General features: G+C 73.6%; 14 protein-coding genes. 8 read left to right on the forward strand and 6 right to left on the reverse strand.

The genetic code is table 11. The annotated features are described in order from the left end of the window. The first annotated feature begins 1 nt into the window (after nt 1). From ABKA17_RS29845 to ABKA17_RS29855, 3 genes are read left to right on the forward strand one after another with little or no spacing between them, the layout of a single operon-like run. Nucleotides 2–760, forward strand: a complete 759-nt coding sequence (locus ABKA17_RS29845) for a LamB/YcsF family protein (protein WP_353695396.1) — start codon at nt 2–4, stop codon at nt 758–760. Next, the gene (locus ABKA17_RS29850; protein WP_353695397.1) at nt 757–1,371 is read left to right on the forward strand and encodes a 5-oxoprolinase subunit B family protein; all 615 of its coding nucleotides are present in this window, start codon (nt 757–759) and stop codon (nt 1,369–1,371) included. Before ABKA17_RS29845 ends, ABKA17_RS29850 begins: the two co-directional genes overlap by 4 nt. Beyond that, nucleotides 1,368–2,237 (forward strand): 5-oxoprolinase subunit C family protein, encoded by an 870-nt coding sequence (locus tag ABKA17_RS29855; protein WP_353695398.1) that lies wholly within the window; start codon nt 1,368–1,370, stop codon nt 2,235–2,237. The genes ABKA17_RS29850 and ABKA17_RS29855 overlap by 4 nt, the downstream gene beginning before the upstream one ends. A gap of 208 nt (nt 2,238–2,445) precedes the next feature. Here ABKA17_RS29855 and ABKA17_RS29860 read toward each other — a convergent pair whose 3' ends face one another. From ABKA17_RS29860 to ABKA17_RS29880, 5 genes are all read right to left on the reverse strand, one after another. Further along, nucleotides 2,446–3,282: an SGNH/GDSL hydrolase family protein gene (locus tag ABKA17_RS29860; RefSeq protein ID WP_353695399.1), complete on the reverse strand. Its 837-nt coding sequence runs from the start codon at nt 3,280–3,282 to the stop codon at nt 2,446–2,448. Next, nucleotides 3,279–4,442 carry a glycosyltransferase gene (locus tag ABKA17_RS29865; RefSeq protein ID WP_353695400.1) on the reverse strand — a complete coding sequence of 388 codons (1,164 nt, stop codon included), beginning with the start codon at nt 4,440–4,442 and terminating at the stop codon, nt 3,279–3,281. Before ABKA17_RS29865 ends, ABKA17_RS29860 begins: the two co-directional genes overlap by 4 nt. Further along, nucleotides 4,439–5,572 (reverse strand): glycosyltransferase family 4 protein, encoded by a 1,134-nt coding sequence (locus tag ABKA17_RS29870; protein WP_353695401.1) that lies wholly within the window; start codon nt 5,570–5,572, stop codon nt 4,439–4,441. The genes ABKA17_RS29865 and ABKA17_RS29870 overlap by 4 nt, the downstream gene beginning before the upstream one ends. Nucleotides 5,573–5,730: 158 nt before the next feature. Then, nucleotides 5,731–7,152 (reverse strand): HEAT repeat domain-containing protein, encoded by a 1,422-nt coding sequence (locus ABKA17_RS29875; protein WP_353695402.1) that lies wholly within the window; start codon nt 7,150–7,152, stop codon nt 5,731–5,733. Nucleotides 7,153–7,452: 300 nt separating this feature from the next. Beyond that, a complete protein-coding gene (locus tag ABKA17_RS29880; RefSeq protein ID WP_353695403.1) occupies nt 7,453–7,845 on the reverse strand; it encodes an ankyrin repeat domain-containing protein in 393 nt (130 codons plus the stop codon). A 262-nt stretch (nt 7,846–8,107) separates the two neighbouring features. On the opposite strand from ABKA17_RS29880, the gene ABKA17_RS29885 reads away from it, so the two are divergent. Both ABKA17_RS29885 and ABKA17_RS29890 read left to right on the forward strand, forming a co-directional pair. After that, nucleotides 8,108–8,302, forward strand: coding sequence for a hypothetical protein (locus ABKA17_RS29885; RefSeq protein WP_353695404.1), 195 nt, complete (start codon nt 8,108–8,110; stop codon nt 8,300–8,302). A 40-nt stretch (nt 8,303–8,342) separates the two neighbouring features. After that, nucleotides 8,343–9,929 carry a hypothetical protein gene (locus ABKA17_RS29890; protein ID WP_353695405.1) on the forward strand — a complete coding sequence of 529 codons (1,587 nt, stop codon included), beginning with the start codon at nt 8,343–8,345 and terminating at the stop codon, nt 9,927–9,929. A gap of 96 nt (nt 9,930–10,025) precedes the next feature. Here ABKA17_RS29890 and ABKA17_RS29895 read toward each other — a convergent pair whose 3' ends face one another. Then, complete coding sequence (locus tag ABKA17_RS29895) at nt 10,026–11,525, reverse strand: SCO1417 family PLP biosynthesis transcription factor (protein ID WP_353695406.1); 1,500 nt, start codon at nt 11,523–11,525, stop codon at nt 10,026–10,028. Nucleotides 11,526–11,624: 99 nt separating this feature from the next. Here ABKA17_RS29895 and yczE point away from each other — a divergent pair, with 99 nt between their 5' ends. The 3 genes from yczE to ABKA17_RS29910 all read left to right on the forward strand — a co-directional run bounded on the left by yczE (nt 11,625) and on the right by ABKA17_RS29910 (nt 14,447). Continuing rightward, nucleotides 11,625–12,278: a membrane protein YczE gene (gene yczE / locus ABKA17_RS29900; protein ID WP_353695407.1), complete on the forward strand. Its 654-nt coding sequence runs from the start codon at nt 11,625–11,627 to the stop codon at nt 12,276–12,278. Further along, nucleotides 12,275–13,042, forward strand: coding sequence for a glycerophosphodiester phosphodiesterase family protein (locus ABKA17_RS29905; protein WP_353695408.1), 768 nt, complete (start codon nt 12,275–12,277; stop codon nt 13,040–13,042). The genes yczE and ABKA17_RS29905 overlap by 4 nt, the downstream gene beginning before the upstream one ends. Nucleotides 13,043–13,115: 73 nt before the next feature. Then, on the forward strand, nt 13,116–14,447 hold the full coding sequence (locus ABKA17_RS29910; protein ID WP_353695409.1) for an MFS transporter: 1,332 nt from the start codon (nt 13,116–13,118) through the stop codon (nt 14,445–14,447). The last annotated feature ends 145 nt before the right edge of the window (nt 14,448–14,592 follow it).

Here is a 14,592-nt window from a genome sequence, read left to right on the forward strand (position 1 = left end):
CATGACCACGATCGATCTCAACGCCGACCTCGGCGAGGGCTTCGGCCGCTGGCGACTGACCGACGACGAACAGCTGCTGTCCGTGGTCACCAGCGCCAACGTGGCCTGCGGCTTCCACGCCGGGGACGCGGCCACCATGCGGCGGGTGTGCGAGCAGGCCGCCGCGCGCGGCGTACGCATCGGCGCCCAGGTCTCCTACCGGGACCTGGCCGGGTTCGGGCGGCGCGCGATGGACGTGCCGCCCACCGAGCTGGCGGCCGAGGTGGCCTACCAGATCGGCGCCCTGGAGGTCTTCGCACGCGCGGCGGGCACGCGCGTGTCGTACGTCAAGCCGCACGGCGCGCTCTACAACCGGGTCGTGCACGACGAGGAGCAGGCCGGCGCGGTCGTCGACGGCGTGCTCCTCGCGGACGCCACGCTGCCCGTGCTCGGGCTGCCCGGATCGCGTCTGCTGGACCTGGCCGGCAAGGCGGGCCTCCCGGCGGTCACGGAGGCGTTCGCGGACCGCGCGTACACCGAGCGGGGCACCCTGGTGCCGCGCGGCGAGGCGGGCGCGGTGGTCACCGATCCAGAGAGCGTCGTGGCGCGCTCGGTGGGGCTGGCCCGGGACGGCGCGGTCACCTCGCACTCCGGCGCGCGTATCGAGGTCCGGGCGCGCTCGCTGTGCCTGCACGGGGACACGCCGGGCGCGGTGGAGCTGGCCCGCCGGGTCCGCGCGCGGCTGACGGAGGCGGGGGTCCGTGTGGAGGCCTTCGTATGAGGGCGCTGCCCGTCGGGGACGGCGCGCTGCTCGTCGAGGTCTCCTCGGGCGAGGAGGCCCGGGCCCTGCACGCGGAGCTGCTGCGCCGCCGCGCGGAGGGCTCGCTGGTGGCCGAGATCGTCCCCGCGGCCCGTACGGTCCTTCTCGACGGCCTCGCCGACCCCGCCCGGCTGGCCTCCGAACTGACCGCCTCCGCCGCGCCGCCCGCTCCCCCACGCGCGCGTGACGTCGTCGAGCTGCCCGTGCGCTACGACGGCCCGGACCTGGCCGACGTGGCCGCGCACTGGGGCGTCCCGCCGCACGAGGTGGCCCGGATCCACGCGGCCACCGAATTCACTGTCGCCTTCTGCGGGTTCGCCCCCGGCTTCGGCTACCTCACCGGCCTTCCGGAGCGCTATGACGTCCCGCGCCGGGCGACCCCGCGCACGGCTGTCCCGCCCGGCTCGGTGGCTCTCGCGGGCCCGTACACGGGCGTGTACCCGCGTTCGTCGCCGGGCGGCTGGCAGCTGATCGGCACGACGGACACGGTGCTGTGGGACCACGCACGCGTGCCGGCGGCGCTGCTCTCGCCGGGCACGCGCGTGCGGTTCGTACCGGTGGGTGCGGCATGACGGACCGCGCACTCGCCGTCGTACGGTCCGGGGCGCTGACCACCGTGCAGGACCTCGGCCGTCCTGGCCACGCCCACCTCGGCGTGCCCCGCTCGGGGGCGCTGGACGGCCCCGCCGCGGCGCTCGTCAACCGCCTGGTCGGCAACACCGCGGACGCGGCCGTCCTGGAGACCACACTCAACGGCTGTGCCGTACGCCCCCGTTCTTCGGTCGTCGTCGCCGTGGGCGGCGCCCCCTGCCCGGTCGCGGTGGACGGCCGTCCGGTCGCGTGGGGCGCCCCGGTGCCGGTCCCCGCGGGCGCCCTCCTGGAGGTCGGCACGGCCGTCTCCGGACTGCGCAGCTATGTGGCCGTCTCCGGTGGCATCACCGTCGACCCGGTCCTCGGCAGCCGCTCCACGGACCTGCTGTCCGGTCTCGGCCCCCCGCCCCTCACGGACGGCGCGGTGCTGCCCCTGGGCGCCCCGACAGTGCCCCACGCGCGCGTGGACGTGGCCCCGCAGCCGGCGCCCCCCACGGAACTGATCCTGCGCGTGACGCTCGGCCCGCGCGACGACTGGTTCACTCGGGAGGCGCAGGGCACTTTCACGTCCCGCACCTACCGGGTGTCCTCCGCGAGCAACCGCATCGGCCTGCGCACGGAGGGCCCGGCACTGGAGCGTGCCGTCCCGGGCGAACTCCCCAGCGAGGGCATGGTGCTGGGCGCGGTCCAGGTCCCGCCGGACGGCCGCCCGGTGGTCTTCCTGGCCGACCACCCGACCACCGGGGGCTACCCGGTGATCGCGGTGGTCCGCACCGAGGACCTGGCGGCAGCCGCCCAGGCGGTCCCGGGAACGCCGATGCGCTTCCTGGCAGTACGCCGCGGCTGAGCGCCCACCAGGGACGCGGGGCTGTGTGGACTTGCGGCCACCGCCACTCGGGCACGATCAACCGCCACGGCCACACCCCACGGCACCCCACCGACTCACGCGGCCCGGCAGTGCCAGCGCTCACGCCGTCTCCACCGACTCACGTAGCCCGCCCTCGCCGGCCCTCACGCCGTCTCCACCAACTCACGCGGCCCGCCAGCGCCGGCCCTCACGCCGTCTCCGGTACCGACAGCGAAGCCAACGCCACCGAGACGGCCGCCGACGCCCGCAGATCGAGCCGCGCGCTCGTGCCCCGGGCCCGATGCCGCAGCTCGTCCGCGGCAAGGCGCAGCAACTGCGGCAACAGATCAGTGCACCGCCGGGCCACCCACCCCGTCCCCGCCGTGGCCAGCCACCACAACCCGGCCGATCTGGTGGGCACGGGGAACTCGGGTTCGGCGGACGGCGCGAGGCCGGTCGCGAGCCCCGCCTCCGCCAGCAGCGCGTGGAACCGCACCGCCAGTTGCCGGTGCCCCCGCTCGCCCGGGTGGAGCCGGTCCGCGCTCCACATCGCCCGGTCCATGAGCCACGCGCCCTCACAGGCGTGCAGATGGACCGCCCCGTACCGCTCGGACAGCGCGTGCACCACGGAGTTGACCGCCCGCTGCCGCCGGGCCAGCGGACTGGCCAGCGCCCCCGGCAGCCCCAGCATGGCCCCGGGGTCGGGCAGACAGGCCGTGAGCACCACCGCTCCCTGCGCGGCGAAGGCCGCGTACACGGCGTCGAGCCGCGAGGCCACCGCACGGATGTCGAAGGTGCAGCGCAGGGTGTCGTTGACGCCGACCACGACGGACACGACGTCGGGGCGCAGCGCGAGCCCGGCCGGCAGCTGTCCTTCCAGCACGTCCCGCGTCTGCGCCCCGCTCACCGCGAGGTTGGTGAACTCCACCGAGTCACCGAGCCCGTCGGAGAGCAGCGCCGCCCAGCCGCGCCACCCCTGGCCGACGGGATCGCCCACGCCCTCGGTCAGCGAGTCGCCGAGGGCGACGAAGCGGACCGGTGTCATCGAACGCCCCCGGGCACCGAGACCGGCGCGTCGTGCGCGGCGAGGAACGCCTCCACCGCCGTACGCCACCCGAAGCACTCCGCACGCACGCGTGCCGCTTCCCGGCGCTCGGCGGCTGGACGAGACAGCAGCGTCTCCACGGCGTCCGCGAAGGCCTCCCCGTGGTCCGCCGCGACGGCTCCCGCGGAACCGATCACCTCGGGCAACGCCGAGGACGCGCTCGCCACGACCGGCGTCCCGCACGCCATCGCCTCCAGTGCGGCGAGCCCGAAGGTCTCGGCCGGACCGGGTGCCAGGCACACGTCGGCGGAGGCCTGGAGCGCCCCGAGCAGTTGCGGGTCGGAGACATGGCCGAGGAAGACGACCGGCAGCCCGCGAGCCCGCTGTTCGAGCCGCGCCCGCAGCGGACCGTCCCCGGCCACCACCAGCACCGCCCGCCGCCCGCGCCGCAGCAGCGCCTCCAGGGCGTCCACCGCCGTGCCGGGCCGTTTCTCCACGGACAGCCGGGTGCACGTCACGAGCAGCGTCTCGGCCACGCGCGCGTACCGGGCACGCACCCCCGGATCGCACAGGGCGGGATGCCGCTCCACCAGGTCCACCCCCAGGGGCGCCCGTACGACGTTGCGCGCACCGATCCGCACGAACTCCCGCTCGGCGTACTCGGTGGTGCACACCACGCGCGCGTACGTGTGGGCCGTACGGACGTTCAGGGCGTCCGCGGCCCGCCGGGCGGCGCCTTCCGGGACGCCCCAGGTGCGCAGGACGCCGTCGGCGGTCTCGTGGGAGACCATCACGGCGGGCACCCGGGCCCGGCGCGCCCACCTGCCGGTCCACCTGAGGGTCGTACGGTCGGAGACCTCCAGCCGGTCGGGGGCCAGGTCCTCCAGCAGCCGGGCCACCCGCCGCCGGTCGGCGAGCACGCGGTAGCCGCCGGTGCCGGGCAGCAGCGGACCGGGCAGGGTGATCACCCGTCCCTGCTCGGTGGCGACGTCGCTCACCCGCTCGCCGGGCACGACGAGCACGGACTCGTGGCCGGCGGCTTCGTACCCCTTGCCCAGCTCGCGCAGCGCGGTGCGCAGCCCACCCGACGCGGGCGCGACGAAGTTGGCGAGACGGACGATCCGCAACGAGCCCCGGGCGGCCCCTGATCGCGTGCTCATGCCGCCACCGCCGTCCGCCGGGGCGCGAGCACGCTCGCATAGTGGCCGAGGAGTTGGTCGCCGACGGCCGCCCAGGTGCGCCCCTCGACCATGGCGCGCGCGGCGCCGCCGTACGCCGCCCGCAGCCCGGGATCGGCGGCCAGGGCCCACACGGCGTCCCGTACGGCGGCCGCGTCGCGCGGCGGGACCAGCAGGCCGGTGCGGCCGTGGGCGACCAGGTCCAGCGGGCCGCCCGCGGCGGGCGCGACGACGGGCACCCCGCTGGCCATGGCCTCCTGCACGGTCTGGCAGAAGGTCTCGAAGGGGCCGGTGTGCACGAAGACGTCCAGCGAGGCGAAGATCCGGGCGAGTTCGTCGCCGGTACCACGGCCCAGGAAGACCGCGCCGGGCAGCGACTCCGCCAGCCCGGGCGCGCTGGGCCCGTCGCCCACCACCACGACCCGCACGCCCTCCAGGCCGCAGGCGCCGGCCAGCAGTTCGACCTGCTTCTCAGGAGCGAGCCGGCCGACATAGCCGACGATCAGCTCGCCGTTCGGGGCGAGTTCACGGCGCAGCGCCTCGTCGCGCAGCGAGGGCCGGAAGCGGGCGGTGTCCACGCCGCGCGGCCACAGCCGTACCCGGGGCACGCCGTGCGCCTCGAGGTCGCGCAGGGCGGCGCTGGACGGGGCGAGGGTGAGGTTCGCGGCGGCGTGGACGGAGCGGATGCGCCGCCAGGCCGCCGCCTCGCCCGCGTGCACATAGGTGCGGGCGTAGCCGGCGAGGTCGGTCTGGTAGACGGCCACGGCGGGGATGCCGAGCCGGGCGGCAGCTGCCATGCCGCGGACGCCGAGGACGAAGGGGCTGGCGAGGTGGACCAGGTCGGCGCGGTGCTCGGTGATCGCCGCGGCGACGCGTCGGCTGGGGAGGGCGACGCGGACCTGGGGGTAGCCGGGGAGAGGGAGGGAGGGGACACGGACGACGGGGCAGGGCGCCGAGGTATCGGCGCCGGGCCCGCTGCCGGCCGCGGTGGCCGGTGCGACGACGAGCGGAGAGTGACCGCGATCTACGAGGTGCCGGGCGGTCTGGAGCGCGCAGTGGGCCACGCCGTTCACATCGGGGGGAAAGGATTCGGTCACGATGACGACACGCATAACGGTGTTGTCGCCGCACCGGACGTGGACGCGTCAACGTGGATCTTTCCGAACGAGGAACGTCCCGTGAGCGTTGTGATGCGCACCCGCGCAGGTCAGGCCGTGTCCATGCCCACCTGACCCGGCGGTCACCCCGAGTTCACCCTGAGGGCATGGCGTCACATGGCGGCCGTGTCCGAGGGTCCGATCCGGCTGCGGACCGCTGTCTGGACCTCTGCTTCCTCGGCCGGATCGGCGGCGAGGCGGCGGAGCTGCTCCACAACCCGGGCGTCACCGGTCTCGGCGTGCCGGGCGGCGATCTCGCGGGTGGTCTCCTCGCAGTCCCAGAGGCACTCGACGGCGAAGCCGGTGGGGTAGGAGGGGTCGGTGGCGGCGAGGGCCCGGGCGGCCCGGCAGCGCAGCTGGGAGGAGGCGGTCTCGCGGTAGATGTGGCGGAGCACGGGGGCTGCGCAGGCGATGCCGAGCCGTCCGGTGCCGTCGACGAGGGTCCACAGGGTCGGTGCGTCCGGCCCTTCGCCTCGTACGGCCTCTCGCAGGGCCGCGAGCACCAGGTCCGTGTCCTGTATGCCGCCGCGGCAGGCGAGCATGCGTCCGGCGGCGGCGCCCAGCGGGTCGGGCCGGTGGGCCCAGCCGCGGGCCCGGTCCACGGCGGCGACACTGCGCATCCGTTCGAAGGCGTCGACGGCGGCCTCCACGACCGGCGCCGATCCGGTGACCACGGCGGCCTCGATCAGGTCGAGGGCGTCCGGGTCATTGCCGTCGGCGAGGTAGCGCAGCGCGGTGCAGCGGGCGCCCTCGGTGCCGTCCTTGGCGGCGGCGACGATCTCGGCCCGGTCCTCGGGCCCGGCGACGGCCATCAGGCAGCGGGCGGCGGGCACATGGAGCGCGGCGCCGCGGTCGACGCCCTGCTCGGCCCACTCGAAGACCGCCTGCACGCTCCACCCCGGACGGGGCCCAGTAGGTCGCATCTGGCGTTGCCAGCGGTCGAAACAGCCGGCCTCCTGAGCGGCACGCACGCGTGCGGCGATGGATTCGCGCGGATCCTCGGCCCACAGCCGCCAGGGCCGTGGTTCGAAGGCGTCGCGCACGGTGGCGGCCAGTTCGGCCTCGCCCTCGGCGTCGGTGCCGAAACGGGCCAGCACGGGGGCGGCCAGGGCGCGCAGCCCCGCGTCGTCGTCCCTTAGGGCCAGCTCGTCCAGGGCCCAGGCCCAGTTGGAGCCGGTGGCGGCGTACCTGCGCAGCAGTTCGAGCGCGTCCCGCCTGCCGTAGGAGGCGAGGTGCCCGAGGACCGCCAGGGCGAGCCCCGTGCGGGACTCCTCGTCGTCGAAGTGGTCCTCGACGTCGAAGAGGTGGGCCTCGATCTCGTCCAGCTCGCCGTTCAGGTCGAGGTAGAGACGGGCGTAGTAAAGGGAGCGGTTCTCCACCTGCCAGTCGTGGCGGGGATCCCGCAGCACACAGTGGTTCAGAGCCGCGAGCGCCTCGGCGCGCGGTGCGGTGAGCGCGTGCAGTGTGCCGTCGCCGCGGCCCCTCTGGAGGAGGCCGAGCAGCGTACCGCTGGGCGCTATGACCGGTTCGAACATGGGAAACAGCCTCACATCAAGCGTCGACGCAACCGGGATCTTGCTTTACCTGGCCGCGTGACAACACGTCGGGGCGCCCGCCGTTTCCTGCTTGCTGTAGACCATCTTCCTCTGCCTCTCGTCGGTGGCCCATACGGGCCGCGTCACGGCCCGCGCGGTGCGGCAACACCTGCCCAGCCATCGCGTCCGTGAATCACGACGTCATGATGACTCGGCACTTACATCTGCCGCGACCGAAATTTCGGCGGCCCTGTACCGCCTCCCCCGTTTTCTGTGTTTTCGCTGGTCAGAACATTCGGATCAGTGTGCGCCGAACAACTCGAGCAGTTCTGTCTTGCCGAACATCCGAGCGGTGTCGAGGGCCGACGGGGTCCCCGCGGCCGGATCGGCACCGCTCTCCAGAAGTGCCTTGATGACGTCCGTCTCCCCCTTGAAGACCGCCCCCGCGAGCGGGGTCTGGCCCCGGTCGTTGATCCGGTCCGCCTCCGCGCCGCGGGCGAGCAGCGCGCGCACCGCGTCGGCGTGGCCGTGGTAGGCGGCGAGCATCAGGAGGGAGTCACCGCGGTCGTTGGTGAGGTTGGCCGGAACTCCCGCGTCGACGTACGCCACGAGCGCCTCGGTCTGCCCCTTGCGGGCCAGATCGAAGATCTTGGTCGCCAGCTCCACGACCTCCGGGTCGGGGGCTTCAGTCATCGGCCGGTCCGCCTCTCATACAACCGTTCAGGTGAATCGCCAGGGTACTGGCTCGCGCGGCACATGACCCGATGTGCCGGAGGTAAAGATCACCACTGACCCGGTCGGACGCAAGTCCCCTGCTCATCCGGCCGAAGTCGACCCCGCCGCCCGAGTGAAATCAACCGGAATTCACCCAGTTGCACCTTTTATCGTATGGATACATCCTGTGATCCTGGAAGTACTCATGGTGACTGTCCCCACCTGAACCAGGAGCACTCACATGATCTTCTCCATCTCGGGCGTCGTACTGCTCGGCATCGTCGTCTTCATCTTCTTCCGCAAGGACGGCCTCAAGGCGTCCCACGCCCTGGTCGCCGCCCTGTTCGGCTTCTACCTGGCAAGCACGGCCATCGCCCCCAGCATCAAGGCGGGCGGCGAGAGCCTCGCGGGCCTCCTCGGCGGCATCAAGTTCTGACGTCGCCCCTCCCGTCCGTACGCACCTTCAGGAGACAGCAGTGGCTCGGCGCCCCCTCCCCCGCATCCTGAGCACAGGCAGCGCGCAGATCGCCCGGAGCCGGGAGCTGGCCCGGACGGCGGCCGACAGCGCCACCGACGTCCTCCATCCGCTGATCACGATCACCCGCGGTCTGCGCCGACTGGCCTCGGCCGGTCGGCGCAGATGGGCCGACACCCCCAAGGACAAGCGCGGACCGCTGCTGTTCCTGGTGGCGTCGGTGGTCCTGGTCGTGGCACTGGTGCCGTACGGTCCGCTGCTGGCCGTCATCACCCTGATGGCGGCAGCGGCCTGGCAGGGCCGGGACCGCACCCCACCGGCCCCGGAGGGCCCCGACGAGTCACAGACCGAGCGCCTGCGATCTCTGTACGAGGCCCTGGTCCCGTACTTCTCCACAGCCGAGGACCCGGCCCCCCTCTACGCCCACGGCGGCGAGTGGGACAAGGCCTTCCCGGCCTACGAGTTCGACGAGACCAACCGCATCACACGACTGGAGATCCGCTACCCCGCCTACTTCACGGACGGGGAGGCGGACTCCCGCGCGCGGATCGAGCAGTTGCTGCACGCCAAGTCGGGCCGCGGCCGCGAGTACCGCTTCGCGTGGGACGAGGAGGGCAACCAGCTCTCCGTCACCGTCCTGCCGCCCCTGCCCACCGACATCGCCGCCCAGCGTTTCGTCACGTCCCCCGGCGAGACGGTGCTCGGCTTCACCGATCCCTCCGAGGTCCAGCGCACGCTCCCGCTCACCTACGGCGAGGAGCAGCGCGACGTCCCGCCGGTCGTCTGGCGCACCGGCATCCGCTCCACCGAGCCGCATCTGCTGGTCATGGGCCAGCCGGGCAGCGGCACCTCGACCCTGCTGCGCTCCGTCGCGCTCCAGGCGCTGCTGCACGGCGACGTGGTGATCGTCGAGGGCGGCGGCACCGGCGAGTACGCCTGTCTCACCGGCCGGGACGGCGTCCTGGCCGTCGAGTGCGGGCTGACCGGGGCACTGGCGAGCCTGGAGTGGGCCGCCACCGAGACGGAGCGGCGCCTGATCTCGATGAACCGGGCCCGGCAGGCGGGACTGCAACCGCCCGAGGACACCAAGCGCCCGCTGTGGATCCTCCTCGACCGCCCGAGCACGTTCACCCACCTGGCCGCCGCCGACGGCCACCGCGACCCGCAGTCCCTGCTCCAGGTCCCCCTCCGACACGGCCGAGCGGCGAACGTCACGGTCGTCGTGGCAGACCAGTTCGACAGCGCGGACGCGCTCAGTGACGCCGTACGACAGCACACGCGCGCGCGTGTCGTGCTGGGCCCCGCCACGGCCGGGCAACTGGAGGCGGTTCTGGGCGCCCCGCCGCACACCACGCCGGTCCCCGACGTACCGCCGGGACGCGGGTACGCCCGCCTGGGCACCGGCCCGGTACTCCGCCTCCAGGTCCCCTCGACGCCGGACCCGTACGACGAGGCGACCAGCGACGCGGACCGGCAGGCGGTCCTCGCCCTGCTCCCGCCGCGGACGACCCCGGCGGACGCCGAGACGTTGCCCGCGGAAGCGGTGACGGAAACGGTGACGGAAGCAGTGGGCGTCGAAGCGCCGTAGGAAGAGGCACCGTGGAGGGTCGGGGGCCGCCGGGCGGCTGCCGACCCCGGGGGCCGAAGGCGCAGCCCCCGAGCCCCGGGCGGCTTCAGCAGCCGTTCACGCCACGAACGTGCGCGGCGCCTCCCCGCCCCCTGACGCACCGTTCTCCACCAGCTTCGCCGCCATGGCCAACCGGGCCGCCGCCTCCTCGGCCACCGCGCCCCCCACGGTGAACGGCAGCCGCACATACCCCTCGAAGGCCCCGTCGACCCCGAACCGAGGCCCGGACGGCACCCGTACCCCGACCCGCTCCCCCACCTCGGCGAGCCGCGACCCCGACAGTCCTCCGGCCCGCACCCACAGGGTCAGCCCGCCCCGCGGCACCTCGAACTCCCAGGTCGGCAGCTCCCGACGCACCGCCGCAACCAGGGCGTCCCGGTTCTCCCGGGCCTGCTCGCGCCGCACGTCCACGGCCTGGGCCCAGCCGCCCGTGCTGAACAGCCAGTTCACGGCCAGCTGCTCCACGACAGGGGTGCCCAGGTCGGCGTAGGCCCGCGCGGCGACCAGGCTGCGGATCACATCCGGCGCCGCCCGCACCCATCCGATGCGCATCCCCGCCCAGAAGGCCTTGCTCGCGGAACCCACCGTGATCACCGTCGACCCCGCGGGGTCGAACCCGCACACCGGCCGCGGCATCTCGACCCCCTCGTCCAGCCACAGCTCGCTCATCGTCTCGTCCGCGACCAGCACGGTCCCGGCCGAGCGCGCCGCGTCCACCAGCTGCCGCCGCTGGTCGTCGTCGGCGAGCGCGCCGGTCGGGTTGTGGAAGTCGGCGACGATGTACGCGATCCGCGGCGCCGCGTCCCGCAGCACCTGCCGCCAGCGGTCCATGTCCCAGCCGGCCAGCCCCTCGGCCATCGCGACGGGCACCAGCCGGGCGCCCGCCTCACGCATCAGCTGAAGGATGTTGGCGTACGAGGGCGACTCGACGGCGATGCGCTCACCGCGGCCCCCGAAGAGATGGCAGATCGCGTCGATGGCGCCCATCGCGCCGGTGGTCACCATGATCTGCTCGGGCATGGTGGGGATCCCGCGCGCGGTGTACCGCTCGGCGATCATCGAGCGCAGCGCGGGCAGGCCGGCCGGATAGTCGCCGTGGGTGTGGGCGTAGGGCGGCAGTTCCTCCAGGGCGCCCTGAACGGCGCGGGTCAGCCACGGCTCGGGCGCGGGCAGGGCCGCGCAGCCGAGGTCGATCATCGAGCCGAGCGCCTCGGGCGGCAGGGGCTCCAGGCCACGGGCCGGGAGGGGGTTGCCGGCCGGGACGGCGGTCCAGCTCCCGGCTCCGCGCCGGGACTCCAGGAAGCCCTCCGCGCGCAGGGCCTCGTACGCCGCGGCCACCGTCGTACGGCTGACGGACAGGGACAGGGCCAGTTCGCGTTCGGCGGGCAGCCGGGCGGCGACCGGGACGCGGCCCTCGAGGACCAGCAGCCGGATGCCGTCGGCGAGCGCCCGGTAGGCGGGCGGACGGCGGGTGCCGGGGCCCGCGGGGCGGTCCTGCTGGGAGTTGAGCAGCCGGGCGAGCTGCGCCGCTCCCACCGCCGAGGTCCACTGCGCCATGGAAATCAGTCCACCTTCCCCGAATTGGCCATGGATGATGCTTCCACTCAAGCCACAGGGTGTCATGAACCAGGCCACGACGACCACAGGGGGCCCCACTTGTCCACACAGAGCCGACGCGGGCGCCGGCTGACCCAGCTGTACGTCGGTCTCGCCCTCTACGGAGCGAGTTCCGCGCTGCTCGTCGAGGCGGGCCTGGGCCTGGAGCCCTGGAACGTGCTGCACCAGGGCCTCGCCGAGCTGACGGGCCTGACGATCGGTGTCGTGTCGATCATCGTGGGCGCCGCGGTGCTGCTGCTGTGGATCCCGTTGCGCCAGCGCCCGGGCCTCGGCACCGTCTCCAACGTCTTCGTGGTCGGCGTCGCCATGGACGGCACCCTCGCCGCACTGCCCGCGGCCCACACCCTGGCGGTGCGGATCCCTCTTCTCCTGGCGGGCATCGTGCTCAACGGCGTGGCCACCGGCCTCTACATCGCCGCCCGCTACGGGCCCGGCCCCCGGGACGGCCTGATGACCGGCCTGCACCGGCGTACCGGCCGCTCCATCCGCCTGATGCGGACGGCCGTCGAGATCGCGGTCGTCGTGACCGGCTTCGCCCTGGGCGGCACCATCGGCATCGGCACGCTGCTGTACGCGGTGTCCATCGGCCCGCTCGCCCAGCTCTTCCTACGGGTGTTCGACGTCCCCTCGGCATCGGACGGCAGCGCGGTCGTTGCCACCGGGCAACCCCGGCGGGCCATACTGCGTCCGTGAGCACCCGGATACGCCACCCCTACCTCGACCATCCCGGCCCGATCCCCTTCGCCCACCGGGGCGGGGCGGCCGACGGCCTGGAGAACACCCTGCTCCAGTTCCGGCGGGCGATCGAGACCGGCTACCGGTACCTGGAGACCGACGTCCACGCCACGGCGGACGGCAAACTCGTCGCCTTCCACGACGCGACCCTGGACCGGTTGACCGACGGGGCGGGCCGGATCGCGGACCAGCCCTGGTCGGACGTACGCCACGCGCGCGTGGCCGGCAAGGAGCCGGTGCCGCTCTTCGAGGAGCTCCTGGAGACCTTCCCCGAGGCCCGCTGGAACGTGGACCTCAAGGCGGAGTCGGCGCTCCATCCGCTCCTGGAGCTGATCGAGCGGACCGGCACCTGGGACCGGATCTGCGTCGGCTCCTTCTCCGAGGCCCGGGTCGTGCGCGCCCAACTGCTGGCCGGCCCGCGCCTGGCGACCTCCTACGGCACCCGCGGCGTCCTCAACCTGCGGCTGCGCTCCTGGGGTGTGCCGGCCGCACTGCGCAGCTCCGCGGTCGCCGCCCAGGTGCCCGAGGCCCAGAACGGCATCCAGGTCGTCGACCACCGCTTCGTCCGCGCCGCCCACGCGCGCGGGCTCCAGGTGCACGTGTGGACCATCAACGATCCCGATGCCATGCACCGGCTCCTGGACCTGGGAGTGGATGGCATCATGACCGATCACATCGACACGTTGCGCAAGGTCATGGAGGACCGGGGCGTCTGGGTCTGAAGCCCTCGCCCCCCGGGGACCGCGGGGACTGAAGCGCGGGACCAGTGAGGGGGCCGGGTTGGGCACCGACGCCATGCCTGCGACAGGCGCCGACGAGGCCGCCGACCGGCGCCGCGAGCAGCGCGGCTGGTACTTCTACGACTGGGCGTGCTCCGTCTACTCGACGAGCGTGCTCACCGTGTTCCTCGGCCCCTATCTCACCTCGGTCGCCGAGGAGGCCGCCGACGCGGACGGCTACGTGCATCCGCTGGGGATCCCGGTGCGCGCCGGGTCCTTCTTCGCGTACTCGGTGTCCCTGTCGGTGATCGTCGCCGTACTGGTGATGCCCCTGGTGGGCGCGGCGGCCGACCGCACCGGCCGCAAGAAGCCGCTCCTGGCGGCGGCCGCCTACACCGGCGCCGCGGCCACGACGGCGATGTTCCTGCTGGGCGGCGACCGCTATCTGCTCGGCGGCTTCCTGCTGATCGTCGCGAACGCGGCGAGTGCGGTCGGGACGATGCTCTACAACTCCTACCTCCCGCAGATCGCCCCGCCCGAGGAACGCGACGCGGTCTCCTCCCGGGGGTGGGCGTTCGGCTACGCGGCGGGCTCGCTGGTCCTGGTCGTGAATCTGGTCCTCTACACGGCCCACGACTCCTTCGGCCTCTCGGAAGGCATGGCGGTCCGGGTCTGCCTCGCGTCGGCGGGCCTGTGGTGGGGCGCCTTCACACTCGTCCCGCTGCGCCGTCTGCGCGACCGCCGCACCGAGGTGCGGGAGGCGAGCGCACCCGGATTCCGCCAGCTGGCGGCGACGATCCGCAGCATGCGCCGCCACCCGCTCACTCTGGCGTTCCTGCTGGCGTACCTCGTCTACAACGACGGCATCCAGACGGTGATCTCCCAGGCCTCCGTCTACGGCTCCGAGGAACTCGGCCTCGGCCAGTCGACGCTCATCGGCGCCGTCCTGCTGGTCCAGGTGCTGGCGGTGGCGGGCGCCCTGGGCATGGGCCGACTGGCCCGCACCTACGGCGCGAAGCGCACGATCCTCGGTTCGCTGGTGGCGTGGACGCTCACCCTGGCGGCCGGCTACTTCCTGCCGGCCGGGGCGCCCGTGTGGTTCTTCGTGCTGGCCGCCGGGATCGGCCTGGTCCTCGGCGGCAGCCAGGCCCTGTCCCGCTCCCTGTTCTCCCATCTCGTCCCGCCCGGCAAGGAGGCCGAGTATTTCTCGGCGTACGAGATGAGCGACCGCGGTATGAGCTGGCTGGGCCCGCTTCTGTTCGGGATCACCTACCAGCTGACCGGAAGTTATCGGGACGCGATCATCTCCCTGGTGGCCTTCTTCATCCTCGGGTTCGCCCTGCTCGCACGGGTTCCGGTGCGCCAGGCGATCCGCGACGCGGGGAATCCCGTTCCGGAGAAGATTTAGCGTTCAGCGCGAAAGGGCGGTAGTGTACGCGTTTGGCCTGCCAGGCGTACCGTTACTGCGCGTCAAAGATGCCGAAACGCTGGGTGACATCTGCTAGCAGATGTGACAAACCGGGCGCGGGTGGGTACAACAAGGGGCGGCTACG

Source organism: Streptomyces sp. RG80, assembly GCF_040446465.1.
GTDB lineage: Bacteria > Actinomycetota > Actinomycetes > Streptomycetales > Streptomycetaceae > Streptomyces.

Coding starts and splice junctions, on each gene's coding strand:
- ABKA17_RS29845 (WP_353695396.1), top strand. CDS start 2: ATGACCACGATCGATCTCAACGCCGACCTCGGCGAGGGCTTCGGCCGC.
- ABKA17_RS29850 (WP_353695397.1), top strand. CDS start 757: ATGAGGGCGCTGCCCGTCGGGGACGGCGCGCTGCTCGTCGAGGTCTCC.
- ABKA17_RS29855 (WP_353695398.1), top strand. CDS start 1,368: ATGACGGACCGCGCACTCGCCGTCGTACGGTCCGGGGCGCTGACCACC.
- ABKA17_RS29860 (WP_353695399.1), bottom strand. CDS start 3,282: ATGACACCGGTCCGCTTCGTCGCCCTCGGCGACTCGCTGACCGAGGGC.
- ABKA17_RS29865 (WP_353695400.1), bottom strand. CDS start 4,442: ATGAGCACGCGATCAGGGGCCGCCCGGGGCTCGTTGCGGATCGTCCGT.
- ABKA17_RS29870 (WP_353695401.1), bottom strand. CDS start 5,572: ATGCGTGTCGTCATCGTGACCGAATCCTTTCCCCCCGATGTGAACGGC.
- ABKA17_RS29875 (WP_353695402.1), bottom strand. CDS start 7,152: ATGTTCGAACCGGTCATAGCGCCCAGCGGTACGCTGCTCGGCCTCCTC.
- ABKA17_RS29880 (WP_353695403.1), bottom strand. CDS start 7,845: ATGACTGAAGCCCCCGACCCGGAGGTCGTGGAGCTGGCGACCAAGATC.
- ABKA17_RS29885 (WP_353695404.1), top strand. CDS start 8,108: ATGATCTTCTCCATCTCGGGCGTCGTACTGCTCGGCATCGTCGTCTTC.
- ABKA17_RS29895 (WP_353695406.1), bottom strand. CDS start 11,525: ATGGCGCAGTGGACCTCGGCGGTGGGAGCGGCGCAGCTCGCCCGGCTG.
- ABKA17_RS29910 (WP_353695409.1), top strand. CDS start 13,116: ATGCCTGCGACAGGCGCCGACGAGGCCGCCGACCGGCGCCGCGAGCAG.